The sequence below is a fragment of the Halocola ammonii genome, from assembly GCF_049334165.1.
In the GTDB taxonomy this organism is placed as follows: domain Bacteria; phylum Bacteroidota; class Bacteroidia; order Flavobacteriales_D; family Sanyastnellaceae; genus JBEGHD01.
On the sequence record NZ_JBEGHD010000004.1, the window covers coordinates 23,198 to 49,398 of the forward strand.

A 26,201-nucleotide genomic window follows, 5' to 3' on the forward strand; every position below is an offset into this window, starting at 1 on the left:
GTTAGTTGATTTCAGCAGTCAATCCGCGGTCGAGCAATCCGTGGCACATCGGCTCCAACTTTTCAATCGGGCCCTCTTTCACCTTGCATCGGCCTTTGTAGTGAACAAGCAGCGTGCACTGCTCAGCCTGAAGCACATCGTGTCCACAAATTTTTATAAGCGACTCGATGACAAAATCAAATGTGTTCACGTTGTCATCGTAAAGAATTAATCCTTTTTGATCGCCCGTTTTGGTTTTTTCCAAAATGAGCTCTTCAGTCTCTGTTTGGCCTCCTGAAATTATTTGATTCATTTGTTTTTTCATCTCTTTTGCAAATTTAAAGAAATAAGAACTTTGATTTGTTCAAAAGCTCTGCTTTAAAGAGTGATCCATACACTAGCTATTGCATCGACTTTTGATATATTTGACCAGCGCTTTTTAACATCGCAAAAGGATTGGAACCAACAGTACTCTTGTGACGTTGAAAATTACCTATGAGATAACCCTTTGATATGGAAGAGAGAATTCGAATAATGGTTGTGGAGGATGATCAGGTTGTCCGAACCAATCTGGAGATTTTACTCAAAGAAGAAAACCACGAACTTACTGGTGTTGTTGATAATGCAGCTGATGCACTAAAGTTGTTTTCAGAGGTACGCCCCGATTTAATCATCAGTGATATTAATATCAATGGCGATGTGGACGGGATCGAATTGATTAAGTCCATCAACGAGATAGAAAAAGTCCCTGTTTTGTTCATCACGTCAATCGATGAAAAATCAGTATTCGAAAAGGCTAAAAGCGCCAATCCTTATGCATTTATCACAAAACCGATTCAGAGAGACCTTCTGGAAAGAAGCATCGAATTGGCTTTTCAGAATGCCGGCAAATTTGCCGACACGGATGATCAGAGCGAAGAAGATGAATGGAGTGAAGATGTGATGCTTAAAGATTGCTTCTTTACCAAGATTGGAAATAAGCTCAAGAAGATCAAACTCGAGGACATCGATTACATTGAAGTAGAAGGAAAGTACTGCTCCGTAGTGGTAAACAACAGAAGAATCAATGTGAAGATTTCGCTCAAGGATTTTCTTCAAAAGCTTCCCGAAAAGCAGTTTCTCAGAATCAGCAGAAACTTTGTAGTGAACGTAGATAAAATCGAGGACATCGATACATTCAATTATCAGCTCAAGCTTGGAGATCGCGAAATCCCTATAAGCCGCACTTACAAGGATGACCTGATCAAGCGACTAAATCTGATTTAAGCAAAAGTCGGTTTTAAAGATCAGTCTACTTTTCCTTCTGATTGCCAATTTGTCTATCATTCAAATTCCAGCTGTGCGCGAGCATGATTAGATCATCGTAGCTGTCGATGCCTTTTTCCACGCCCTGGGCCTTTAGGTAAGCATTGTTGACCTGAGCCGAAAGCTGAGGGAAAAAGTCTTCGTACTTCGATACATCCCTGGATATCAGATCTATGTCGGCCAGAATGTTATCAGGAATCTCCTGATAAAGCTGATGAAACTCTTCAGGATGAGCTCTGGAGATCGCCATGAGTAAATGACGAAACAATACAAAGTCCGCAATATAATTCAAGGAAGGTTCGGTAGTGTTCTTCAATGCGATGTAAGCCACGAAGTTCGCTTCACCTTCATCTGTAATTCCATATCCATGTGCCATTTCGTGGGCGATGGTAAAAACTCTCGGGATTGTGGTGAGACTCCCGTCCACCATTCCTTCGCCAGAGAAGGGAAGATAAAATCCGTGGATACTCAATCTTCTGATAAAACCGCTGCCGGTTTCTCGGCACGTCACATTGGTGTAGGCGGGGAGTCCAGCGGCAGAAATAGCATCCTTTACCTGTGCACGAATTTTTTTCACTGTGTTGTCGGGGAGCTTCGAGTCACTCATTGCGCCTCCCTGAATGTAGTCACGGTTGATTTCTGCTTCTACCAGTGTTGAGCGATAAAACGAGATTAGGTCGGGCGATTCGCTTTGTTCCAGGCCGGCCAATTCTTGATAGTCGGACAAAGGGTAGTGAAAACCCCAAAGCGTTAAAAACCAAAAAACAACGAAACCAATCACGCTCAGTCCGTTGGTGATTCTCTTTTTAATTGAGGGTTTTGGTTTGCGATCTTTCAAAAAATACTTGAGCAAGAATAGGACAAGTAAGATCAACAATACCCAAAACCCTGAGATAGGCAGTAACCCAAGCGTATTGTCCAGAATCACTCTTACGAGAGGGAAAACAAGAGTCCTGTAGAGCCATTCGCCAAGGGGTGGAAAGATAGAAAACAAGAGCCTCAGGAGTAGGGCGCCCAGTCCGAGCCAAATCCAAATGTGTTTGGTGAATTTTTCTTTCATCTATTATTTCCAGGCGAACCACTTTCGCACAACCTCCTCGGCAGGCTTGTTTTGTGGTGTAAACCGGTTGTTTTGGTTAGGATCAATTTTTTCGTCTTCTGCATGCCATTTCCACAGAAATCCACCGGCAAACCAGTGCTCCGGCCAAAATACGTTGAAAATAGCATCGAGCGCATTTGTTTGAGCTTCTAAATTTAATGATTCATTGCGATGGCTTTCCCAGGGGCGCCTGGTTGTGAAATCAACGCTGCGATAGCCGAATTCTGTGAATAAGACTTGAAGGCTCTTTGACATGCTGAATGCCTTTAGCTCCTGGTAGTGCGGCTGCCAGGATTTGATGATGTCACTTGTTATTGGAGTCTGGTTTTCATCGAGGGGAAAATAAGCGTCTACTCCGATATAGTCTAGCTCTTTCCAAAAAGGGAACCTTTGATATTCGTCCCAGTTGGCAGCATAAACAAGCTTACCTGAAAACACTTGTCGTACATCACGGATTAGCGCTGACCAGAATTCTAATCTCTCGGTTACAAATGTCTCGAGTTCTGTTCCGATACAAAAAAGGTCGAGTTGATATTCTTCGCTCATGCGAGCGTAAAGCAAAATGTATTCTCTGTAATTCGATTCCCAGGTGATCCAATCCTCTTCAGTCTCAAATTCAAGGTCGCCTGTGTAAGCTCCGTGACCAATCCAAAGGTGAGGTTTAATCATCACCTTCATGTTGTTTGATTTGGCCATCTCTACGCACTTTTGAACCCCTTCAGCTTTTTCACCCCACCACTGACGGTCGGTGTTGTAAATCAAATCACCACTGTTTTGCCTCACAAAAGCATAAGGCATTAGGGCTACCCAATTGGCATTGGTCTCTTCAATTTGATCAAAACAGCTTTGTTCTACAGGAGTGGGGTGACCAACCAGGCTAACGCCATTGATCTTTTGGGCGGAAGCAAAAGCCGACCATGATAAAAAAAGAGATGCTAAAACCAGTCTCAGGTTCATTTTGCCGAAGTTACTTTTTCAATGAACGAATCAGCCTTTTCGAACAAAAATTCCTTTTTCGAATCTTTCATTTTATTCAAAGAACCGAGCATCACTTTCATGCGTGGATTTTTAGAGATAAGTTCTCTGTGATCGTGAATAAACTTCCAGTAAAGTCCGTCTACAATCTCGGACCATGGAGGTTGGCGTTTGTAGTCGCTCATTTTGCTGATGTAATTGGATCCTCCAATGTAGGGCTTTGTGGCGAAAATACCTCCATCTGCAAACTGACTCATGCCATAAACGTTTGGTGCCATCACCCAGTCGCTGCTATCGACATACATTTCCATGAACCATTTGTAGACCTCTTCCGGATTGAGTCGGCAAAGGAGCATGATGTTCCCAATCACCATGAGCCGTTCGATGTGATGTGTGTAGCCGTATTTTAAAGCTTTCGAAATGCTGTCGTCAAGCGGTTCGATGCCTGTTGTAGCATCGTACCAGCACGACTTCAGTTTCCGATTGTGATTGAGGAAGTTCTTGTTGAGATCGTAGTTGTGATAAATACCTCTGATAAATTCCCGCCAGCCTGCAATTTGCCTCACAAAGCCTTCCACACTCGGAAAGTGAGTTTCTTCGTTTTCGTAAAACTCAATTGCTTTATCCAAAACCTCAGATGGTGTGATCAAACCCAGGTTGAGATAGGGGGAAAGTGTTGAGTGAAACAGAAACGCTTCATCGCTTTTGATGGCGTCTTCGTAGGGTCCAAATTTTTCAAATCGCTGTTTCAAGAATTTATCAAGTGCGCTGAGCGCCTGTCTGCGCGTTGTGGCCCAGTTAAAATTATCAGTATTTCCAGGGTGATCAGCAAAGAGCTCATCCACCAATTCTTTCACATTTTCAGTATGGTCCGTATCGGAAAAAGTAACTCGTTCTGGCAATTCTATTCCCTCAGGCAACGCCTTTCTGTTTTCGGCATCAAAACTCCACTTGCCGCCAAATGGAGCCCCCTCATCGTTCATCAATAGGTTTAAGTCTTTCCTCTGCCGCTGATAAAAAGTGTGCATGAATGGCTTTTTGACATCGCCCAGATATTCCTCAAACTGGCTTTTTGAAGTGATGAAAGCAGGGGAGTTGACCACTTCCAAATCAAGCTCATTTTCTTTACAAAACGTCTGGACTCTGCGATCAAAGAAGTGATCTTCAAGATCGTAAGTAACGATTGAGTTAACGCCCTCTTTATTAATGGTTTTCAGTAGTTTATCCTCGTATGAATCGCTCTTGTTTTTAGCGTTTAGTTGGTGATAAACCAGTTTGAAATCCTTTTCAATTTCTTCGGCATGCGACCGCATCGCACTGAGGAAAAGAATGAGTTTTTGCTTGTGATACTTGAAGTGCGTGCACAGGCCAAAATCTTCTGCCATGAAAAACACCGTTTCCATATCTGGAGACAAAGCAGAGTGGTCAGGAAAGAGACAGTGACCGGGAATGAGGGCTAATCGTTTTTTTGACATACCCCAATTAAAGTCACCCTACAGAATAATTGTTTACAACTCCTTCAGCAAAACCTCATAAAGATCCACCATCGCTTTGATATCCGATTTGTAAACTTTCTCATTAGGGGTGTGGTAGTTGGCTTCAGCAGCGCCAACAAAGCACCAGTCCCACGGATAAGAAGATCCCTGAATGGCATTTCCATCGCTTCCTCCGGCACTTTCGACTTCCAATTGGTGTGGGATGTCATGCGCCCTGGCAAGTTCAACTATTCTTCTGACATACGACTGGCGCGGAATTCCGCGGTCGCGCATGGAAATTGCAACTCCGTTTTTGTGTTTGATCCCATCAGAAATCAACGAAATGTCCGAAATCAGTGCTTGTCGCACTCCAAATTTCTCTTGAAGAAATCGACCTAAAAACTGAGCCGATCCACCACCGTGTTCTTCGTAAGTGGAAAAAACAATGGCGGCATTTTCAGCTGTTTTGCATTGCTGCAAAGCGTTCCAAACGCCCAGTCTGTTGTCGATGTAGCAGCACTGCACAAAATCGTCTTCTTCGCGCCACTCGGGCTTGTAGCTCAGGGGAGTACCCCTGTCGATGTCGCGGTGAAACTTGTAGTAGTACTTTTCTTCTTTGCCACTCTGCTTTTCTCCGTCCTTGTCTTTTTTGTCTTCCTTTTTCACTTCAAGAGTGCACTCTACAGGACCGTGGGAATCTCTACCAACCAGTGATGTGCCTGTTTTGGCTTTAGGGCCGCCTATTTTCACGAGTGTGTTGCTGTAAGAAGCGCAGTAGCCGATAGAGTCGAGGTGAGCAAAAACAGCCGTTCTTGGCTTCCCGAAAACCAGTACCACAGCATCCTGAAATTCATCACCGGAAAAAACCTGTGGCTGTTCTTTCCAGTTCTTCTGTTCTTTTTTCACGTGCTGGAGGATGAATTCGGTCATTGCACTTTCATCCCCTGAAGTGGCGTGTACTGCACAAAGCTCTTCGAGTAGCTGCATGTCCATTTCTTTCAATTTCGGGTGATTTTCTTGAATGCTATGGCTGAGAGACTAACCGAATTTTTTACGGTAATCCTCAAAGCTTTTTTTCACGATTTCCAGGGCTTTCTCTTTGCTCTGAAACTCTTCTACGATCACTTCTTTGTTTTCGAGTTTTTTGTAGTCTTCAAAAAAGCTGCGCAGCTCGCGAATGAAGTGTTCGGGTAGATCGCCAATGTCCTGAATGTGGGTCACACTCATGTCGTTGTCGGCAATGGCAATCACTTTGTCATCAGCTTCTCCGTTGTCGATCATTTGCATTACGCCAATCACTTTGGCCGGCACCAGGCAAAGTGGCTGCACATCAATCTGCGAAAGCACCAGAATATCTAGCGGATCATTGTCGTCACCGTAAGATTGAGGAATAAAACCGTAGTTGTGGGGATAATAAACAGAGGAGTAGAGCACTCGATCAAGCTTCAGCATTCCGCTTTCTTTATCGAGCTCGTATTTGGCACGAGAGCCTTTTGGGATTTCGATTATCGCATTTACGTGTTCGGGAGTATTCTCACCGGCACTCACATCATGCCATGGATTCATCATATATTTTTCAGTTTATCTTTTCGTGTCTTAAAATTCGGGCAAAAGTCTTCAATTAATGGCTCTATTTCAAGGGCGGTGTGCTAACAAAAAATTAACAAACCACAATTGGCCGTTTTCCCAAACGAACTAAACCCACCAGCCAATAATTGCAATGGAAGCCAGCGAGACCACCAGGCCGATGATGTTTCTTCGAGAAGGTTTCTCTCCGAAGATGATGGCTGCCATCACAGCAGAAAGAACCACAATGCTCATGTTGTTCACGGGGATTACCGAAGATTTTTGCATTAGTTCAGATCCGAAGGTTCGGATGAGGAAATAGATGCTTCCGTAGTTGACGATGCCCAACACCAGACCAGCGAGCCAGCTGCGTGGACTAAAGTGTGCTCTTTTGGTTATCAATCGAAAAACAAGCAAAAGAATCCCCAGGAAAAATGCCCAGAGAAATGGAATTGTGGCAAAGAGTTGTTCGTCCTGTCGGGTAGAAAGGAAGGTGTCCTGAGTGTAGCCCAAAATAAAATCGATGAGACCACTGCCCAAGAAAATGATTACCGGAAGCAGAACCATTTTCCAGTCGAAGCCGTGTTTTCGGTCTGGAGGTGTCGATAGGAAAATCCCGGTGATGGCGAGCACAAGCCCTGCAATTTTTGGCACACCCAGAGTTTCCTCAGAGTCGATAACTACAAATATGATAACAGGAATGACCAGTGCCATTTTAGAAGCGACACTGGTCACAGCGATGCTCACATTCTGGGCGGAGAAAGCCATCAAATAAAAGAGTGTGATAAAAAGAGTTCCCAGTCCAATGGCCCAGGAGAACCACTCTTTTTGAGGAATGGTTGCCAGTGTAGGGTCGCCTTCGGTCATGGACCAGCCAAATGCAAAGGCCACCAGGTAGTTGGCTACAATCGCCTGAAAGGTTTGGATTCTGTAGCGGGTAAAAGACTTGAATAGGATAAAAATGAAGGTAGAGCAGGCGATGCTCAGAAGCAGAAATATCACTGGCGGTAAAAGATTTCAATTAAATCGGTGCCAAAATTATAGCTTTCTGTCGGTTTCACTCCAGGATGTGGAGCTTTCTTTCCCTTAAGGAGGTGTACATCTCCAGTGATTTTTCGAGCCTCGTCCCAGCAGCCAGCGCGGATGAACTCAGTGAGAGTTATTGCACCGCCTTCCACCAGGATACTTTGTACTCCTCGCTTGTGCAATGTTCTAAGCATTTCAGGAACGAGCGAGGACTTATCGTTGATGGTAATCCACTCAGTGTTTCCGTGAGTTCTGTTTGCTTTACCGAAAATGATTGTGGGAACGGAGCCATCAAAAATTCTGTTTTCGTGGCTCACTCGTTCATTCGGATCGATTAAAATTCTGAGTGGCTGTCGACCGGTAATTTCACGAACGGTAAGTGCAGAGTTGTCATTTTGGGCAGTATTTGCACCGACCATCACAGCCGCCTCTTCGCTTCGCCATTTATGGACGAGCTTTTTGGTGTTGGGATGCGAGATCCAGTAGACTCCTTTATCACCTTCACTTCGCTCAACGTCCATTAATCCATCGCGGCTTTCGGCCCATTTTAGCACAATGTAAGGACGTTGCTTTTGGTGGAAAATAAAAAACCGTCTGTTTAGGTGAGCTCCTTTTTCTGCTTCAACTCCCGTAATCACTTCAACTCCGGCTTGCTTTAGTTTTTCAACTCCAGAGCCATTCACCTGGTCATAAGGGTCGAGGTTGGCGATAACCACTTTTGGAATTTTCTTTTCGATGATCAGGTCGGAGCAGGGTGGAGTTTTACCGTAGTGAGAACACGGTTCCAGATTTACGTAAAGTGTAGCTTCTTTGAGCAGTTCGTGGTCTTCAACGTTGTTGATCGCATTCACCTCTGCGTGAGCTTCTCCAAATTTCCGGTGAAAACCTTCACCAATAATCTTGTCGTTGTGAACGATAACAGCACCAACCATCGGGTTTGGACTTACCGAACCCAATCCTTTTTCTGCCAGTTGAAGGCAGCGCTGCATGTATTTCTCGTGGGTAGCCATCAGGCTTTTAAGTTAGCTCTTTTTTGCCTTCGGCTGCTTTCAAAGTGTTCATTAAAAGAGACACAATTGTCATTGGTCCAACACCTCCGGGAACAGGTGTGATGAAGGAGGCTTTGGGGCTCACCTCTTCGAAGTTGACATCACCCTGAAGTCTGAAACCTTTTTTCTTTGAGTCGTCTTTGATTCGCGTAGTTCCAACATCGATTACCACTGCACCATCTTTTACCATGTCTCCGGTTAAAAAACCGGGTTTACCAAGTGCAACGATCACGATATCGGCCTGGAGAGTGAGCTCTTTCAGGTTTTGTGTTCTGCTGTGTGCAAGAGTTACTGTGCAGTTTCCGGGATTGGTATTTCTCGAAAGCAAAATACTTACTGGTGTTCCAACGATATTACTTCTTCCGATTACAACACAGTGTTTTCCTTCTGTTTCAACTTTGTTCCTCTTCAGCAATTCCACAATTCCCTGTGGTGTCGCAGAAACGAAAGTCGGCAGGTTCAGAACCATCTTTCCAACATTTGAAGGGTGGAAGCCATCGACATCTTTTTCGGGGTTTACTGCTTCGATTACTACCTGCTCATCGATGTGATCGGGGAGAGGAAGCTGAACGATAAAACCGTCAATATCCGGATCTTCATTGAGCTTGTTGATTTCTTTGAGTAAATGCTGCTGAGTGACTGTATCGGGAAGTTTCACGAGCGTGCTTTTGTAGCCAATCTTCTCGCACGCTTTCACTTTGGCGTTCACGTAAGTTACGCTTCCGCCATCCTCGCCCACGAGCACTGCCGCCAGATGTGGGCGCTTTTTTCCTTCGCTGATGAGCTTCTCGACCTTTTCGGCCAGTTCTTCTTTGATTTTGGCTGAGGTATCTCTACCACTCAGTAGGTTCATGGGGTGGTGTTTTACATTTTGGGCATGCCCTTCATCTGCTTCATCATGTTCATCATGTTCTTGCGGTTGCCCATCATTTTCATCATTTTGCGGGTTTCGTCAAACTGCTTCATAAGTTTGTTCACCTCCTCGATGTTATGGCCGCTTCCCCTGGCGATTCTCTTTCTGCGACTTCCATTTATCACGTCAGGATTGGCGCGTTCTTCCGGAGTCATGGAGTGAATGATGGATTCGATTTCTGCAAAAGCATCGTCATCGATGTCGACATTTTTCAGGGCTTTTCCCATACCGGGGATCATTCCCATCAGGTCTTTCACGTTACCCATCTTCTTGATTTGCCCAATCTGATCCATGAAATCGTCAAAATCGAACTTGTTCTTGGCGATTTTCTTCTGGAGCTTTCTGGCTTTCTCGGCATCGTACTGATCCTGGGCGCGCTCTACAAGTGAAACAACGTCACCCATTCCGAGGATCCTGTCGGCCATCCTCTTAGGGTAGAAGACGTCCATGGCATCCATCTTTTCACCGGTACCGATAAATTTGATTGGCTTGTTGACAACGGATTTGATCGAAATAGCAGCACCACCGCGGGTATCACCATCGAGCTTGGTGAGAATTACACCATCAAAGTCGAGGCGTTCGTTAAAGGTCTTGGCTGTGTTCACCGCATCCTGACCGGTCATGGCATCAACCACGAACAGCGTTTCAGTCGGCTTCACTGCAGCTTTCACGCTAGAGATCTCTTCCATCATTTGTTCATCGATGGCTAGACGACCAGCGGTATCGATAATCACAACGTTGAAACCGTTGCTCTTGGCGTGTTTGATAGCGTTTTCGGCAATGTCAACAGCGTTTTTGTTTTCCTTTTCAGAATAAACTTCAACACCGATAGACTCACCTACCACGTGCAATTGATCGATCGCGGCAGGACGATAAATATCACAGGCCACCAAAAGTGGCTTTTTTCCTTTTTTGTTTTTGAGGTAGTTGGCGAGCTTACCCGAGAAGGTAGTTTTACCAGAACCCTGCAGACCACTCATCAACACAATTCCAGGATTTCCCTGAACATTGATCTCTTCCTCTTCACCACCCATGAGCTTTGCCAACTCTTCCTGAGTGATTTTGACCATCAATTGGCCTGGTTTTACAGCCGAAAGAACGTCTCTACCGAGCGCCTTTTCTTTCACAGTGTTGGTGAACTCCTTGGCTGTTTTAAAATTGACATCGGCATCGAGCAATGCCCTGCGCACTTCCTTCAACGTTTCAGCAACGTTTACTTCTGTAATCTGCCCCTGTCCTTTAAGGACTTTAAAGGCTCTGTCAAATTTATCCTGTAGATTCTCAAACATGTTTATCGCAAATTTTTATCGAATTCCGGGCGCTATTTATCGAGGTGAAATCCCCGGTTTTCGAAGGGCAAAGGTAATAATTTGATGTGAGCTTTTTAAAACACTAATATTGTCAATATGATCTGGTGCAGTTCAATTAACCTGCATCAATGACAGTAGTAAACCTGGCATCTCAACCGAAAGATTTTCAATGTAATAAAGATGGTTTATGAGTTTTATTGAAAAGTGGGGAGAGGCAGCCTACACTACAGCAGGATTCTTTTGGATGGCACTGTGGGCTTTTGTACTTGGTTATGTGGTCAGCAGTGCTATTCAGGTTTTTGTGTCACGGAAAAAAATGCAGCAAACCATGGGTAAAAGTGGAGCTCGCAGTGTGGCACTGGGAACGTTTTTCGGGTTTATTTCGAGTTCTTGCAGTTTTGCAGCGCTGGCCACAACTCGTTCGCTATTTAAAAAAGGAGCAGGGTTTATTCCTGCTATGGCTTTTTTACTGGCTTCTACCAATTTGGTAATCGAGCTTGGACTGGTGATCGCGGTTTTCATGAGCTGGCATTTCATCGTTGGAGAATACATCGGAGGAATTTTGCTCATTCTGGCCATGTGGCTAATCGTAAAAATCACGAATCCGAAGAAGCTAATTAAAAAGGTTCGAAAGAAGCTCGAAAATGAAGGCGAGGAACACGAACATGGCGAGGACACAAGCTGGAAAGAACTGATTCGTTCGAAAGCCGGCTGGAGCATGGTCGGAAAAAAATACATTGGGGAATGGCGAATGGTGTGGAAAGACATCACTGTCGGGTTTACCATTGCCGGAGTGATTGCCGCTTTTGTGCCACCATCGGCCTACGAATGGCTTTTCATTGGAACAGATGCTGGAGGATCGAACGCTGACCTTTCGTTCTTTCAGGTTCTTGAGCATACTGTGATAGGACCAGTAGCTGCTTTCATGACCTTTATTGGATCGATGGGGAATATTCCTCTGGCCAGTTTGCTTTACGAAAATGGAGTGAGTGTTGCCGGGATAATGGCTTTCATATTTAGTGATCTCGTTGTATTTCCCGTATTGAGAATCAATGCTAAGTACTACAGCTGGCGGATGTCACTTTACATCCTCCTTGTTTTATTTATCGCCCTTGTTTCTACTTCGCTCATTTTGCACTACGGATTTCACTTTTTTGAAATGGTTCCGCAAGGAGGTAGCGGCAAAAGTGCAAGTGACAGAGAGTTTTTTAAGCTAGATTACTCCTTCTACCTAAACATTGGTTTTCTGCTCGTTTCGGGACTGATGATTTGGCTCAGCCGAATAAAAAAATCTTCGATGGATCATCAAATGGCGGATAAAGGATGGGTTGAAAAACTGCTCTTTTGGCTGTCAATCTTGGCTTATGGATGGCTCGCCATCGGACTATTGATCAAGTTTGTTTTTTGATGTGAGCTATTAATCAATTCACCCGACTACTACCTGGCGCTCTACCTGTCGTTTGTACTGAGAAGGGGAGTAGTTCGTCTTTGCTTTAAAGACCCTGTTGAAGCTGGTTTTGGACTTAAAGCCGGAGTCATAAGCAATGGCAAGTAAAGTGAGGTTTTGTGCTTCTCCGGAATGCAGTTTTTCTTTAACGGCTTCTACACGGTAGTCGTTTACCAGATCGTAAAAGGTGATGTTTAAGTGCTGATTGAGCAATTCCGAAAGCTGTCTGGATGAGAGTTCCACCCGATCCGCAAGATCTTGCAGCTTTAAATTTTCATCCAGGTAGAGTTGATCCACCTCAAAGGTTTGTACCACGCGTTTTTTCAGCGTTTCAATTTCGCTGTCAGAGAAAGTAGCCAGTTGTGAAATCTGTTTTACTTCTTCATCTTTTTCTGTAGGAATGAGAGGTGAATCATTGGTGGTTTCCGACTTCAATAGAAATTCAGGGATCAAAATTTGAGATTGCAACATACCCTTGTAACCCAGATAGGAGAAAAGACCAACAAAAGAAAAGGCGGTTAGATTGCCAATATTCCAGGCCAGTGGAGTGAAGTTAAGCTCGTAAACGGAGTAAAGAATGTCGATCATGACAATTGCAGAAAGGCCAATAATCAGGTGGTGACACCACTCTAGGTTTTTTTCGTCTAATGAAGAATAGCTCGATTTGAACAGTTTCTTAAGACGACTAATCAATCTGAGCGTAAAAAAGGCATATCCTAACATGAAGGTGTTTTCAACTATGATGTAGTAGTCTGCAACACCAGCGTACCAGTCGTGAATGGTTTGAAAAGGATCGCCAAACCAAATATTAATAGCCACAGGAAAGGAAATCAAGAGAGTGTTGATGAACCAGGGCGAAAGGTGAAGTAGCAGAGGCTTTGCTACATACTTTTTAGGTACTACCAGAGACTTCACGTAGAAGTAGAGCAACGGTCCAATGAGAAAACCCAAACCGTTGCCAAAAGCTACTGAGATTCCTGCCAAAAAGTAGCTTTTGTACAGAAAGCTATAATAGTAAAGCAGGTAGAAGAAGCACGCCCCGAAAACCGCAGCCAGTAAGCGCTGGTTGAATGTTTTTCTGGCTCTAAGCAAAAAGCCAATGATTAGCAGAGTGAGCGTCATGCCCATCACCAATAAGAAGCTCGCCAACATGGTCCAGTTTTCCATGTTGTAAAAATGCTCGTAAAATCTTCCCTTTGCAAATGGATTGGTTGCATAAATGAGCATATTCTTGGGCTTTTAAGAATTTTTGGATGGTTTGAATGGGGACGAAAAAGAAAAAGACAGGATTACTCCTGCCTTCTCCTTATTTATCTATTCACCTAAAGAAATCGATGTTACTCTTTCACAAATTTCACCGTAGACCCATTTGAGAGCTTCAATAAATAGAGCCCACTTTCCAAATCGTTGAGATTAATGCTCGAGCTGGCTCCAGAAATGCGTCCAGACTCAACGAGCTTTCCTTGCATACTATACACTCTATATTCTTCATCTACGAGAAAAGATCCGGAATTCAAGTACAATTTGTCAGCTGCTGGGTTAGGGTAAACTTCAAGACTGACGTTCGTTTCAGCCATTTCTTCAATACCAGTAGGAACTGGAGAAAACTTTAAGATGTAATTATCTCTGAAAGCAGCACTTGATAGCTCTTCTTCAATTTCATCATCGGGGTTAATATCAACTGTGTTTTCGAAAGCACCAGCTGTGTAGATGTTTCCAAATTGATCTGCTCCAACTCCGTGATAGTCGAGAAAGTTTACACCTCCAAAGCCAAGAGCTTTCACAAAATTTCCTTCAGAGTCTAGAATGCTTACAAAAGCTCCAGTTGCGTTTGCTGGACTCTCGTTGAGGATAAACTCGTTTTCAGGATCCGGGTCGAAATCTGTTGCTGTTTCAAAGTATCCCGATGTGAGAACATTACCCTGATTGTCAGTGTCAATGGCATAGTTGAGAATTGCCTCGGAGCTCTGGAATGACTTTGCCCATAACAATTCAGCGTTGCTATTGTACTTTGCGATATACGCATCTGAAAAGCCTTGAGAAGAGAGGATAGTTTCACCTAGTCCCTGATCGAAATCAGCTTCCCCGTAGAATTCACCACCCAGGTAGATATTTCCTTCATCATCGGCAGAAACGGCATATCCAGTCATGTTTTGATCCCCGCTTACAGAAATAACATTTTCAAGAAGTCCATCAGTGTTGAGTTGAATCATGAAAACACCTCTAGAGAATTCACTTTCAGTAGAGATTTCCACAATTTCTCCACCGAAGTCGAGCTCCATGGTTCCTTCGTATGAACCGGTGATGTAGCTATTTCCATTACTGGAAACATGCATGTCAATTGCCACATCAAAGTCTTCAGTACCATAGCGACTGGCCCATTCCAGGCCTCCTAATGGATTGATTTTTAGAATAAAGTTGTCATTACCACCTACGCTTGTCAGTATGGTTTCTCCCATTCCAGGATCAAAGTCAACCGAGCCATTGAAAAATCCGCTCACATAAACATTGTCATTCTCATCTACGCCTATTCCAGTGGACTCGTCAAACATGTCGCCACCGAATGTTTGTACCCAGGCAAATTCACCAAGTGCATTCAGTTTAAGAACAAAGATGTCTTCACCTCCATTGGTGTTGCGAATTTCCTGACCCAAACCTGGATCAAAATCCGTTTCTCCAGAGTAAACTCCTGTGATGAAAACGTCACCGGCAGCATTTGTAGTGATTCCCTGCCCGTAATCAAACATTTCTGAACCAAATCCTTTTGCCCAGAGGAAGTTGCCTTCGGGATCTGTTTTTACTACGAAAACATCGTAGAAATCAACGGCAGCGATTTCGTATGTGTCTTCACCAATATTGAAATCTGCCTGGTCGGTAAAATACCCAGTGGCATAAGTGTTACCTTCCTGATCTACGTGCATGGCTCTGATCACATCTTCTCCAACACCTCCAAATCGACCGCCCCATTCCAGAGTTTGGGCATTCACTGTTCCACTCACAATCAATAGAGCAAGAGGCAAAAAGTAACATTTGAAATTCATAAGCTTTTCATTTTTTAAAACAACAAATAAAAATAGACTGAATCGGTCATTTTCCGCTATCAGCATGGCAACAAAGGTGGACTTTAAATAAGGGCCATTCGCCCCATTGGAAGGATTGGTACAACTGTAAGTGATTGGTAAGCAATGTTTAACGTGACCTGGCTTCTTGCGGCTAAAGAAATGTGGCATTCGGTCACTTTATGAGATGAGGTAATTGTTGTTGCGACCTGATGCAAGTCATGTGCACTCTGTCATTCTCTGACGTGATTTGCAATGTGAACCAAAGGGTAATAATCCCGAGATGAAGACAACAATTTTAAAAACCGATATCATGAAAAATTTAGTAGTAGCAATCGCAATAGTTTTTGCGAGTCAACTGGCGATCGGTCAAACTTACAGCTCCAAGCTTACAGAAAGTTCAATGACCGTGAGCGGAACATCTACACTCCATGATTGGGAATCCGATGTTGAGGATTTTACTGCATTGTGCGTAATTGAAGGAGAAGAGATTGAAAGTGCCACTTTTTCTGCAAAAGTGAAATCCATTAAAAGCGGAACTGGATCGATGGACGAAAACACTTATGAAGCTCTGAATGCTGAAGACCACAAGCAAATCACTTTTAAGTCAAACAAAGTCCAAAAAAGTGGAAACAACCTGGTTGTAAACGGAGTGCTGACAATCGCTGGTGAATCCCAAAACATCAGGATGAATCTAATTATGGAAAAATGGCAAGCCAATAGCCTTTCTGTAAAAGGGGAATACACCCTTAAAATGACGGAATACGGCATTGACCCTCCTACAGCCATGTGGGGTACCATCAAGACAGGAAATGAAGTTACAATCAAATTCGAAATAACTCTATATCAGTAATAAACCGAAAAAATTAAGTCTCATGAAATTTTCAAAAATCATATCATTTATCGCTCTGGCGGTGATGTTCACCACCGGGCTACAGGCGCAGGTGAGATCTGAAATGCAATTTTACAGATACAACGACCAGCGCGGACTCAACGTGTTTGAAACTCCTAAAACAGACACGGTACCTTTTAATGGAGTAGCAGTAAGAGTGGGAGGTGACTTTGCTATCCAGTTCCAGGCTTTGTCTCAGTCAAATGCCGAAGACAGTTTGGTAGAACTCGGCCAGGATTTTAACCTGCCAACAGCCAACCTAAACCTCGATGTACAGCTTTACGATGGCGTGAGAATGCACCTTAGAACTTATCTCTCTTCACGTCACCACGCAGAAGCATGGGTAAAGGGTGGTTACCTTCAAATCGATAAGCTTGATTTCATCAAAGAAGGGTTTGCTAGCGGATTTATGGACATGGCCACTATCAAGTTCGGTCTTGATCAATTCAGCTACGGAGACGCAGTTTTCCGCAGGTCTGACAACGCGAACGCGATTTACAACCCTTTTGTAGGTAACTACATTATGGACTCTTTCTCAACTGAGCCTTTCGGTGAGATCACAATTCAAAAGAGTGGATTTCTCGCTGTAGTTGGTGCTACCAACGGCAAGCTAAACCAAAATGTAGTGGTGAACGACAACAGCGATAATCAGCCATCTCTCTATGGTAAACTCGGATACGATGATCAGGTAACAGAAGACCTTCGTGTGCGACTCACTGGATCTGTTTACGCCAATCAGGGTGAAACAACAGGATTCTGGCTCTACGGTGGTGACCGTGCCGGATCACGTTACTACCACGTGATGGAAGACATCAATGATGGAGGTAGTGATTTTGACGGACGCTTCAACCCGAGGTTCAGGCAAATGACTGCCATCCAGGTAAACCCTTTCGTGAAATTCCACGGACTGGAGTTCTTCGGAATCTACGAAAATGTGAGTGATGCCAAAGATGGAGGTGAGTTCACACAAATTGGGGCAGAGCTTATCTACAGAATCGGTGAGAAAGAAGATTTCTACATTGGTGGTCGCTACAACAACGTGACAGGTAAGGACACTGAAGATGCAATGGAAAAAACCATCGATAGAATTAATGCCGGAGCCGGTTGGTTCATGACCAAAAACATTCTCGCTAAAGCTGAATACGTAATGCAAACCTACAGCGGAGACGGATGGGCAGGAACTCGCTTCGATGAAGGTGAATTTAGCGGAGTAGTAGTTGAGGCAGTAATCAGCTTCTAAAAGATCTCGATACGGTGATTTAACCCTCACCAACAAAAGTTAGCACTAAAACTAACAGAAAAGCGCGGCTCAAAGGAGCCGCGCTTTTTTAGTTTATGATTTCTTCATTTGAATGGCGAACTGGACTTCTATAGTGTCTTCAGCCTGAATAGCTCCGAACATCCTCGATGGCGGTACAAGATTGTAAGAGGTGATAAGCGTTTCATAGCTACCTGTAAAAATCGTTTTTTGACGGATTTGATGGATGCTTGCATTTTCAATGACTTGCTGCCTTTCGGCATTTGCTAAATGGAGTCTAATACGGGCTTTAACAGGTCCGCTGTAGTTTTTCCCGCCATCCTGAGGTAATTCAATTCTGTCTATTGTGACAACAATTCGAGGGTGCTCCTCAACTTTTAGCAATTCTCTGAAGTCCTCAGTCATCATATCCATTCCACAGGCGAAGTCTTTCACTAGAAAAACAATCTCGAGTCCTTCGAAAGTATTGAAGGAATTTTCCGAATCTGTGGTCAATTCCAAAGTGTCGTTAATCTGAGTCTTTCTCAGTGCACAGCTATATGAATTCACATTGGTTTCACCATTTATAGTTAATTCTGCAGCACTAAGAATAACACACGCCTGACCATCTGATTGCGAGAAAACAGAATTACAAAAAAGAAATAGTCCGAAAATGATTAAAAATGGCTTCACTTTGTTCATCGGTTTGCAGGGTAATTTACTGGGGATGTAGCTCCAGATCAAACACTCCGTCTTCTATAACTGCAATCTCTCCAGCGCTGCTTAGCTTGTGCACTTCACCGCTGAATTTTCCTGAAATGTTGGTTCCGTCATAGTTGAGGATTGTGAAGCTTAGGTTTCCGTCACTTCCGGGAAAGTTCTGATAACGATACTCATTTCCTCCAGACCAACTGCCATCGTAGTATCTAAAAGTCAGAGGAATGTCGTCATCACTACCATCCATTTGCTCAATTTCCAAAGGGAAGGTGGCATCCTCAAGGTCATCGATAAAAAATTCAATGTTATAACCGGTTTGATCCACCTCTGAGGTAGTGACTTTCATTCGTACCAGACCGGTACTTTCTATTCTAATATTGCAATTTGTCAGGTTGTCCTCTCCCGGACAAGGATGAATGCCTCCAACTTGCTCGCCATTCACAGTTGCGTAAATGCCTGATACTATTACTTCATCAGTAGGTCCCGATTCAGAAGGTGAAGAGTTATTGTCTTCGTCTTTCGAACAAGAGAGTAAAACGAAAGACATGAAAAGTAAGGTGAGTACTGATAAGTGTTTCATTGATACATTATTTAGTTATAATTTCATAGCATTGGGCTGTTACAACTACTTCAATTTTGCCATTCTGATAGACTTCAGTTTGCTCACGACCCACGGGTCTTCGTATAGCATTTTCTGGCAAATTCGAAGGTTCCAATTTAGTGATTTTTTCCTTGACACTATCTGCAGACCTCGGTCCGTAAGACGAGAAGTACCCGGTCCCAGTCAAGGTCATTTCATAAAGCCGGTCCCGTCCGTCTGCACCGTCTTTGAAACCTTCACCTTCTTTGCCCTTCACGATTGAAATCTTATAGGTACCCGAATACTCCCAGTAGTTTCCCAGTCCATCAGAGCATTGGTAATCGAAGTTATATGTGCCCGGAGAAACACGGTACTCCTGATCCAAAAAGATTTTTTCTGGAGTATCAGGGTTGTCATCTGAATAACTGTCGACATAGATGTCCCACGAATAGTTGATGTAGGCGCTTCCATCTTCTCCGTCTTTTCCACATGCAATTAGAAGAAATAAAAAGCTAATAAGGAAGGCATAGCTCAAGCCTTTGGCTGAAATTTTCATAGTGATAAGTATTTGATTGATGTAAAGTTGAGAGCAATTTATAAAAAATAAATGAACTCCTAATTAGCCTCGATCAATGCACAACTGTAGCCACTATAAAAAATGAGATTAAATCGGTTGACGAACAAATCTAGTCCTTGACAGCATTGCCAAATTCCTGAACAGACTCCGGTGAACCGAAGATGTATACAAGGTCATGTGTTCTTAACTCGAAGGTGGGGTCAACTATCGTGTGAGCCTCTTCATCTCTGTAGATAGCCATTACACTAATCCCAAAACGATTGCGAAGTTTTGCTTCACTCAGAGGTAAGCCAACGATTGATTCGTCTGAGGTTTCAATTTTAAGAGATACGACTTTCAGATCCTGCCAGGAGGGGAGTCCCAGGTTTACGTTTTGAGCAAAATAGGGGCGGAGCATTTTATAATTCTCTTTTCGTACTGCCTGGACGTAGTTGTGGACGTTTTCTTCGGGCACTAAAAATTGATGCAATACTCGTGTGAAAATCTCTACAGAAGTTTCGAACTCCTCGCTGATCACTTCACTCGCACCCAATTTTAGGAATGTTTCAGTCTCGCTGAGGAAACGACTCCTGACCAGAATGTGAACCGTATTGCAGATGGTACGCATTGAAGTAATCACCTTCTTGGTGGCGGGAGGATCAGAAATAGCTACTACTGCCACACGCGCTCTGTGGATGTGCAGTTGGTCAAGGATGTAAGGGTTTGAGGCATCTCCAAAAAATACCTTGTGACCTTTTTGTCTTCCTACTTCCACGTTCTGACTATTGATATCCACTATCGCACAAGGAATTTCAGCCTCCTTGGCAATGTCCGCCAGGTGCTGGCCATTTAGTCCATAGCCGATAATCAACAAATGGTCGGTAAGCTCCTCATGATCATCTTTCTCATCGGCAACTTTTGCAGCTGAAGGAGAGGCCTTCCTGCCATTTTTCAAAATTCCTCTGGTCAGCATCTTGTTCGTGGCCTTGTCAGAAAAGTTTATCACGAATGGAGTCAAGGCCATGGTCAGAATAGACATCGATAAAAAGTATTGATAGGGTTCGTCACCGAGTAGATCGTAATTCATCCCTACTGCAGCCAGGATAAAGGCAAATTCACCAACCTGGAAAAGTGTGAAACCATTCATGAGGTTGGTTCTAATTGGGAATTTTAGAATACCACTGGAAATGAATAAGATAACAAACTTCAGTACAAAAACACCAATAGTGAGCAACAGTACCCAGGCAATGTTTTCAACGAAAAAAGTCACATCCAGCAGCATCCCGATAGAGACAAAAAAGAAACTGCTGAAAATCTCTCGGAAAGGAATGATCAAGCCGGTGGCCTGATGGCTGTATTCGGATTCAGAAATAATCAAACCGGCCAAAAAGGCACCCAGGGAAAGCGACAGGCCGATTTGTGAAGTTCCCCAGGCCACGGCAAAACAAATCACAACGATGGAAATAATAAACAGCTCACGACTCTTTGTTCCGACTATGGCTTTGAGCAGCCGGGGAACGAGGTAGCGCGATGAAATGAGAGTGATGGCAATTACAGCCACAACTTTTACTGCGAGAATTCCTACTTCTTTCCACAGGTTACCACTTTCGCCAGCAAGCATCGGAGTCAGAAGCATCATGGGAACTACTATGATATCCTGGAAAATGAGAATACCAAGAGCGATTTTCCCGTGTGGGCTGTTCATCATTCCCTGCTTTTGCAAGATGCTGAGAACGATAGCCGTACTACTCATCGACACCAAAAAGCCGTAGAAAACAGCCTGATTGTGATTCATGTCGAGGGCCAGCATCACCAGATAGACAAGACCTGTGGTGAGCAACACCTGGCTGGCACCACCCAGAAAAACGACCTTTTTGATTCGCGAAAGTTCTGCTAGTGAAAACTCAAGACCGATAATGAAAAGAAGCAAGATTATCCCTATTTCAGAAAGTATCTCAATCTCGTGAGTTGCTTCTATGAAGCCCAGCGCACTGGGACCAAATAGAACTCCTGTGGCCAGGAAACCAAGAATGCTTGGCAGCTTGAGCTTCTGGAAAATGAAGATCACGGCTATGGATAAACCGAGCAAAATCACGATATCTTTTAAAAGAGGGATTTCCATTTTTATGGCCTAATGAAGTAGGAGGTTTTATTTGATTTCACTAATAACTCAGGACGTGAAAATAGGATGATTTTTTCACAAAATCAGTTGGGGTTTACCAGCACTTGGAAACCAGGGAGCCGCAAGCAATTACTCGACTTTAACTTCCAGTGGTCCTCCACTAGAAACGAATCCACCACCTATTTCAGCGATGTCTACTTTCAATTCATCGTATGAGCTAATGCCTACGATATCTACTTTCACTTCTTCGAGATTTGAGATACTCACGGCAACCTCGCCTTTTTCATTGAGTGGCACCAGGCCGTAATTCTTCAAAGTAGATTCACTGATTTCAGAGCTTGCCCTGGCCTGAGGGATTAGGTTTACCTGGTTTAAAGTGAGCAACACCAAACAGGCTGCGATAATTGTCAAAACTGTTTTTGTGTAGTTATCCATGTCATACGTTTTTAGTGGTTGTGAAAAATGAGAATGGGGTTCAGGAAAAGATTTACTAGTCGTTGAACCTACCCATGCGATAGTGCTCTACCTTAATCAATTTTCCATTCATGTCGTAGTATTCCCATCTGCCGTGCTTTTTTCCCTCCTTGTAGCGGCCGGTGTGGTGCACCTCTCCGTTTTTCCAATAGAAGTCCGCCTGATAGTTACCTTCATCGCGGTAGCTGTAGTAAGCTTCCCTGAGAATGCCGTCCACGTAAACCAGCTTCTCATAAATTTTTTGAGGATCATCGGTGTAATAAGTCCAGGTAGTGTATCTCAGTCGTCCTTCAGGGTCAATGACCATCTTTTCAACCTTCCGATCCAATTTATCAAAAGAGAGATAGGAGAAATCCAGTGATCGGTTTAGCCAATAGTCAACACTGTAAGTAGTTCTCAGAGAATCTATTGTTTGCACAGCTTTTTCGAAGCGATAATCTGAGTAATTCATCAACGCGTCAGGGCCGTAGTAGATCAGTGAAGGTCCGATGTATTCCTGGAGTGTCTTGACATCTTCGTCAATATTTTCTCCACCCAGATCTCTTGCAAGCATTTGATGCATGACCTGACCAAGAACTCTGTCGTGATAAAGAAACTCTGCACTCAATCGCGCATCGATGGGCGATTCGATATCGATTTCAACTTTTGTCAATTCTTTCGAAAGATTGGGATAGCGAGTGAGACTTTCCAACCTTCCGCTGTCGAACTGGCAAACTTTGTCGGGCAGCCCAGACTCGTAAAAATATCGCCACTCACCGTTTGCCTTTCCTTCCACAAAACTGCCTATCCAACGGATGTTTTCATTCTCGTGCTGGGCAACCCATTCTCCGGTGCGCTCTCCATTTTCCCATTCTCCATACATCCTGACGGTGTCTTTTGGAGAAATCACACTTTCGAATTGCGCCAGAGCAGATGTCACAAAGAATACAAAGAAGTAAAAAGCGAAAATTATTCTCATTTCTGTGGTGGTTTTCCAATGGTTGAAAATAGAAATATTTTTTGGAGAATAGCTATCCGAGCTGAGCTAGAGGGTTAATAAATATGGTGTGATTTATCCAGGGGTCTACGGTGATTACCCCATTGATAAAAAAGTCAGCCGTCAAGAGCTTTGTGAAAAGATTTAAACCAAACAAAATAACGTCATGAGAATCATTTTCACAGCACTACTCAGCTTTTCGTTTGCGCTCATTGCAACTTCTCAAACAGATTGGGAAACAGTTGATCTCAGCGAAGAGCTCAAAGGGAAGTTTAAAATCAAAAACTCGTCCGCAAAATCATTGAAGAAGAATAAAACCTTTGTCAACGATTACACCATTTCGCAGGCCACAAAAATGAAAGGCTCCGAAAGCACTGCTGAAACTGCAGTTTTTTCTGAAGTGACACTAGGTGGACTGGAAAACGAGCCCTATCAGGAAATGGTCAATGAGATGTATCAGCATCTGATAACCGAACTGGAGCAAGCTGGACTCGAGATAACTAACGGTGAAGAAGTAGTCAATTCAGACTATGCACAAAAGCGAGCTCAGAAGAACAAGAGCAATGAATCAATCGGAAACATCGGAGTAGACACTTCCTGGGAAGGGGAGAAAAAGATTACTGAAGGTACAATGCCGGGCTACGCTGCTGTTGCTGTTACCACAGATTTGAGCTTCAGACCCGAAAACAAGATTATCTACTATACCAGTAGCTTACTGAAAGCAGGTAACTTTTACATGAAGCTTGCCGGCAAAGAGGATTATAACCTTCTGAATATTCACTTTTACGTAACGTTTGCGAATTTCGATGGAGGACGCGGCTACAAGGATATTAAGCTCGAAACGGAGCCGGTTCTGTCTGTTGCTGTTCAGGTACAGTTGATTACACCCAATGGTGCATTTAATGAAGTTTACTACAAAGAGAACGCCTGGGGAAGTGACCAGTGGTCAAAAGAAATTGAAAGGACGAAGGACAATAAATCCTCAGCAGAGTTTCTTGGTCTGGCCCGTTCAGCTGATTTTTTGATCTCAGCAGATCAATCCCTTTTTCTCAGTGAGCTTAAGCAAATCATTAAGGCTTACCAGAGAGATATTGCAAGCGGAATCAGAGAAGAAATAGAATAGGAGACAGGTCCTAGCGTATTTGATCCTCACACGGCTCGATATGATAGTCACCGCAAGAGGTCATTTTTAGAATGAGTTGTTCTTTGATGTTGGCCAGATTGCCGTAAGAATGCAAATCTGTATGAGGCACGTTGGACATGATCACGATTGTGGAACCCGATGATGGAATGTAAATCCAGGCGACCTGAGTTCCGCTAAAATTGCTGTAGCGCTCAATCAGTAGCGGATTGTCGATCGAAAAAGGATAATTGAAAGCTCGAAAACCCGCCAGGTCTTCCTTCGGGTATTTTGTAGAGATTCCTCTTGTCCATAGATCCATTGGGTTTGGTAGCTTTCCCGATTGAATAGCCTTGTCTATCAACAAAAGATCTTTTACAGTGGAATACATGGCGCCAGCAGAGAAGTAGTTTTCGATATGACTGAGGTTTATTGAACTCCATCCAGATGAATCAGTGTGAGTGTGACCATCAGCCCAGTTTTCGGGATATTCATCCCATTTCAAAAAGCCGGTATTTTCGAGTGACAGCTTGCCGATGATATCTTCGCTCATGGCATCCTTCCAGGATTGAGCTGTAGTTTCCTCGATGATCATTCCGAGCAGGAGATAGTTAAGGTTGCTCTTTGTGTAGGTTCCAAGTTTGGCTATTCGCTTTTTATCTTCCAGTGCCCGCTCGATAATTATTCTGGGACTGTTTCGCATAGCGTAGCTGGCTTCAAGCTCCTGAGGATAGCCACTGGTGTGTCTCAATAAATGCTCTACGGTTGTAAGGTTCCCGCGAGGAAGGCTAAGATGCGGCAACAAAGTTGAGATTGTGTCGGAAAGCGAAATTCTTTCCTCTTCGACCAAAATCAAAATTTCTAATGCTGTAAGATATTGTGTGATTTCACCCAGTGCAAACCTGGTGTTTATGTCGAGTACCTTTCCGGAGTCTCTATTGGCAAACCCACAAGACCATTCCAGTTTCGGTTGGTGGTCTACAGCCAGCAAAACTAATCCTTCGAAGTTGTTTTGAGAATACTGTGCTTGCAAAATTTCTTGAACAGAATTCCCCCAGGACTGGCCGCTGACAGTGCTTCCAGAGAAAAGAAACAGAATAAGGATGGCAAAAATAGACCTCATCGGCTAAGCTTTCACACACTTCGAAAATTAAGCGGTGAAACTACTATAATTTTTACTTTTCGAAAACGAATCGAACTTTGGTTTTGAACTGTTTTAGCAAGAGTTATAACATGTGAATTACTCAATTAAATGCCTGTGAGTTTCGTAAATTCGCTGCTGGCCCAAAGCAAAGTGTGCGAAATATAGGGTTGAACAAAACAATTCGACTCGCATTTTGTCAGCATGCTTTAGAGAACGAAATTGATAAGATCATGAGCAGAGCATTTGTAAAAGAAGATGATAGTGGAGAACCGCCAATAATTCCGAATCGCGCAGCACTGCCTCCCGGTGTCACAAATTATGTCACCCCAACTGGATTGCAAGAGCTAAAGAAAGAACGCGAAGAATTGGATAAAGAACGCGGCCAACTTTCAGCCAAAGATGACGGTGAAAGCAGGAGAGAATTGCAGATTGTGAATGGCAAGCTAGAACAGCTTAATGCGCGAATCTCCAGTGCTCGTGTGATCCAACCTTCTGAACAACCCAGGGACGAAGTGCGCTTTGGCGCAACCGTAAAACTGGAAAACACTGAAAACGGTGATGAGCGAATTTTCAAGATTGTTGGCGTTGACGAAGCCAACGTGAAAGAAGGAAAGATTGCTTTCGTAGCTCCTATTGCCAAAGTTCTAAATGGAAAGAATGAAGGTGATATCGTCACATTCCGATTTGGTGGTGATGAAGAAAAATTGAAAATCACAGAAATCGTATACGAGTAGCACCTCAAAACAACTCAATCCTTGAGCTCAGTTAGAATCAGTTCGTTGCCATAGAGGTCGAGGCAGTGAAAGTATTTGAACTGAGCCTGTTCTTTAGGATCATCTACAATTTCCACGTTGTATTTCTTTAGCTTTTCGTAGAGCTCATCGAGGTCTGTCGTGTAAATCACCATTAGGGGCATTCCAGCGGTTTGATTGCCCACTCTGGCTTTCTGTTCTTCGGACTGAGCTTTGAGAAACCAAATTCCACAAGAGTCCTGAGGATCTGTCCCGATATGTAAGTAGCGATTGCCATCTGTGGTGGTGTAGTCGAAAATGGCATTGAAACCAAAGCACTTACGATAGAAGTTAAAAGCTTCCTGATAGTCGTGAACCAGGATGATGGTTCTTCCCAGATAACTTTTCATGATTGGTTGACGGTGTTTGTTTGCCGTCAAATTTACAGA

The 26,201-nt window shown here is 43.6% G+C and carries 26 protein-coding genes; 6 read left to right on the forward strand and 20 right to left on the reverse strand.

Annotated features, from left to right (window positions below):
- Position 1: 1 nt before the first annotated feature.
- Positions 2-292, reverse strand: a complete 291-nt coding sequence (locus ABHV44_RS05160) for an ATP-dependent Clp protease adaptor ClpS (RefSeq protein WP_459073594.1) — start codon at positions 290-292, stop codon at positions 2-4.
- Positions 293-492: 200 nt separating this feature from the next.
- On the opposite strand from ABHV44_RS05160, the gene ABHV44_RS05165 reads away from it, so the two are divergent.
- On the forward strand, positions 493-1,245 hold the full coding sequence (locus tag ABHV44_RS05165; protein ID WP_459073595.1) for a LytR/AlgR family response regulator transcription factor: 753 nt from the start codon (positions 493-495) through the stop codon (positions 1,243-1,245).
- A 25-nt stretch (positions 1,246-1,270) separates the two neighbouring features.
- Here the strand turns inward: ABHV44_RS05165 and ABHV44_RS05170 are convergent, their stop codons facing one another.
- From ABHV44_RS05170 to ffh, 9 genes are all read right to left on the reverse strand, one after another.
- On the reverse strand, positions 1,271-2,344 hold the full coding sequence (locus ABHV44_RS05170) for a DUF3810 family protein (RefSeq protein WP_459073596.1): 1,074 nt from the start codon (positions 2,342-2,344) through the stop codon (positions 1,271-1,273).
- 3 nt (positions 2,345-2,347) lie between these two features.
- Positions 2,348-3,340 carry a glycoside hydrolase family 113 gene (locus ABHV44_RS05175; protein WP_459073597.1) on the reverse strand — a complete coding sequence of 331 codons (993 nt, stop codon included), beginning with the start codon at positions 3,338-3,340 and terminating at the stop codon, positions 2,348-2,350.
- Positions 3,337-4,833 carry a cryptochrome/photolyase family protein gene (locus ABHV44_RS05180; protein ID WP_459073598.1) on the reverse strand — a complete coding sequence of 499 codons (1,497 nt, stop codon included), beginning with the start codon at positions 4,831-4,833 and terminating at the stop codon, positions 3,337-3,339. Before ABHV44_RS05180 ends, ABHV44_RS05175 begins: the two co-directional genes overlap by 4 nt.
- Before the next feature lie 33 nt (positions 4,834-4,866).
- Positions 4,867-5,826 carry a M20/M25/M40 family metallo-hydrolase gene (locus tag ABHV44_RS05185; RefSeq protein ID WP_459073784.1) on the reverse strand — a complete coding sequence of 320 codons (960 nt, stop codon included), beginning with the start codon at positions 5,824-5,826 and terminating at the stop codon, positions 4,867-4,869.
- 45 nt (positions 5,827-5,871) lie between these two features.
- Positions 5,872-6,402, reverse strand: a complete 531-nt coding sequence (locus tag ABHV44_RS05190; protein ID WP_459073599.1) for an inorganic diphosphatase — start codon at positions 6,400-6,402, stop codon at positions 5,872-5,874.
- 126 nt (positions 6,403-6,528) lie between these two features.
- Complete coding sequence (locus ABHV44_RS05195; protein WP_459073600.1) at positions 6,529-7,401, reverse strand: EamA family transporter; 873 nt, start codon at positions 7,399-7,401, stop codon at positions 6,529-6,531.
- Positions 7,398-8,435, reverse strand: coding sequence for a bifunctional diaminohydroxyphosphoribosylaminopyrimidine deaminase/5-amino-6-(5-phosphoribosylamino)uracil reductase RibD (ribD, locus tag ABHV44_RS05200; RefSeq protein WP_459073601.1), 1,038 nt, complete (start codon positions 8,433-8,435; stop codon positions 7,398-7,400). Before ribD ends, ABHV44_RS05195 begins: the two co-directional genes overlap by 4 nt.
- Before the next feature lie 7 nt (positions 8,436-8,442).
- Entirely contained in the window at positions 8,443-9,327 is an 885-nt protein-coding gene (locus ABHV44_RS05205; RefSeq protein ID WP_459073602.1) for a bifunctional 5,10-methylenetetrahydrofolate dehydrogenase/5,10-methenyltetrahydrofolate cyclohydrolase, read from the reverse strand.
- A gap of 11 nt (positions 9,328-9,338) precedes the next feature.
- A complete protein-coding gene (gene ffh / locus ABHV44_RS05210) occupies positions 9,339-10,676 on the reverse strand; it encodes a signal recognition particle protein (protein ID WP_459073603.1) in 1,338 nt (445 codons plus the stop codon).
- A 208-nt stretch (positions 10,677-10,884) separates the two neighbouring features.
- Between ffh and ABHV44_RS05215 the strand changes: the two genes are divergently transcribed.
- Complete coding sequence (locus ABHV44_RS05215; protein WP_459073604.1) at positions 10,885-12,105, forward strand: permease; 1,221 nt, start codon at positions 10,885-10,887, stop codon at positions 12,103-12,105.
- Positions 12,106-12,123: 18 nt separating this feature from the next.
- Here the strand turns inward: ABHV44_RS05215 and ABHV44_RS05220 are convergent, their stop codons facing one another.
- Positions 12,124-13,371: a helix-turn-helix domain-containing protein gene (locus ABHV44_RS05220; protein WP_459073605.1), complete on the reverse strand. Its 1,248-nt coding sequence runs from the start codon at positions 13,369-13,371 to the stop codon at positions 12,124-12,126.
- A 110-nt stretch (positions 13,372-13,481) separates the two neighbouring features.
- Positions 13,482-15,185: a T9SS type A sorting domain-containing protein gene (locus ABHV44_RS05225; RefSeq protein ID WP_459073606.1), complete on the reverse strand. Its 1,704-nt coding sequence runs from the start codon at positions 15,183-15,185 to the stop codon at positions 13,482-13,484.
- A 331-nt stretch (positions 15,186-15,516) separates the two neighbouring features.
- On the opposite strand from ABHV44_RS05225, the gene ABHV44_RS05230 reads away from it, so the two are divergent.
- Complete coding sequence (locus tag ABHV44_RS05230) at positions 15,517-16,056, forward strand: YceI family protein (RefSeq protein ID WP_459073607.1); 540 nt, start codon at positions 15,517-15,519, stop codon at positions 16,054-16,056.
- Between the two features lie 22 nt (positions 16,057-16,078).
- Positions 16,079-17,335, forward strand: a complete 1,257-nt coding sequence (locus ABHV44_RS05235) for a hypothetical protein (RefSeq protein ID WP_459073608.1) — start codon at positions 16,079-16,081, stop codon at positions 17,333-17,335.
- A gap of 93 nt (positions 17,336-17,428) precedes the next feature.
- Here the strand turns inward: ABHV44_RS05235 and ABHV44_RS05240 are convergent, their stop codons facing one another.
- The 6 genes from ABHV44_RS05240 to ABHV44_RS05265 all read right to left on the reverse strand — a co-directional run bounded on the left by ABHV44_RS05240 (position 17,429) and on the right by ABHV44_RS05265 (position 22,739).
- A complete protein-coding gene (locus ABHV44_RS05240; RefSeq protein WP_459073609.1) occupies positions 17,429-18,034 on the reverse strand; it encodes a hypothetical protein in 606 nt (201 codons plus the stop codon).
- Positions 18,035-18,050: 16 nt separating this feature from the next.
- Positions 18,051-18,629: a hypothetical protein gene (locus ABHV44_RS05245; protein WP_459073610.1), complete on the reverse strand. Its 579-nt coding sequence runs from the start codon at positions 18,627-18,629 to the stop codon at positions 18,051-18,053.
- A gap of 7 nt (positions 18,630-18,636) precedes the next feature.
- Positions 18,637-19,185 carry a hypothetical protein gene (locus ABHV44_RS05250; protein ID WP_459073611.1) on the reverse strand — a complete coding sequence of 183 codons (549 nt, stop codon included), beginning with the start codon at positions 19,183-19,185 and terminating at the stop codon, positions 18,637-18,639.
- Between the two features lie 130 nt (positions 19,186-19,315).
- A complete protein-coding gene (locus tag ABHV44_RS05255; RefSeq protein WP_459073612.1) occupies positions 19,316-21,307 on the reverse strand; it encodes a cation:proton antiporter domain-containing protein in 1,992 nt (663 codons plus the stop codon).
- Positions 21,308-21,436: 129 nt separating this feature from the next.
- A complete protein-coding gene (locus tag ABHV44_RS05260) occupies positions 21,437-21,742 on the reverse strand; it encodes a hypothetical protein (protein ID WP_459073613.1) in 306 nt (101 codons plus the stop codon).
- 55 nt (positions 21,743-21,797) lie between these two features.
- Positions 21,798-22,739, reverse strand: a complete 942-nt coding sequence (locus ABHV44_RS05265; RefSeq protein WP_459073614.1) for a toxin-antitoxin system YwqK family antitoxin — start codon at positions 22,737-22,739, stop codon at positions 21,798-21,800.
- 184 nt (positions 22,740-22,923) lie between these two features.
- Between ABHV44_RS05265 and ABHV44_RS05270 the strand changes: the two genes are divergently transcribed.
- Positions 22,924-23,880 (forward strand): hypothetical protein, encoded by a 957-nt coding sequence (locus ABHV44_RS05270; protein WP_459073615.1) that lies wholly within the window; start codon positions 22,924-22,926, stop codon positions 23,878-23,880.
- Positions 23,881-23,890: 10 nt separating this feature from the next.
- On the opposite strand, the gene ABHV44_RS05275 is transcribed toward ABHV44_RS05270, so the two are convergent.
- On the reverse strand, positions 23,891-25,000 hold the full coding sequence (locus tag ABHV44_RS05275) for a serine hydrolase domain-containing protein (protein ID WP_459073616.1): 1,110 nt from the start codon (positions 24,998-25,000) through the stop codon (positions 23,891-23,893).
- A 251-nt stretch (positions 25,001-25,251) separates the two neighbouring features.
- Between ABHV44_RS05275 and ABHV44_RS05280 the strand changes: the two genes are divergently transcribed.
- Positions 25,252-25,755 (forward strand): GreA/GreB family elongation factor, encoded by a 504-nt coding sequence (locus tag ABHV44_RS05280; RefSeq protein WP_459073617.1) that lies wholly within the window; start codon positions 25,252-25,254, stop codon positions 25,753-25,755.
- 14 nt (positions 25,756-25,769) lie between these two features.
- Here the strand turns inward: ABHV44_RS05280 and ABHV44_RS05285 are convergent, their stop codons facing one another.
- Entirely contained in the window at positions 25,770-26,162 is a 393-nt protein-coding gene (locus tag ABHV44_RS05285; RefSeq protein WP_459073618.1) for a VOC family protein, read from the reverse strand.
- Positions 26,163-26,201: the final 39 nt, after the last annotated feature.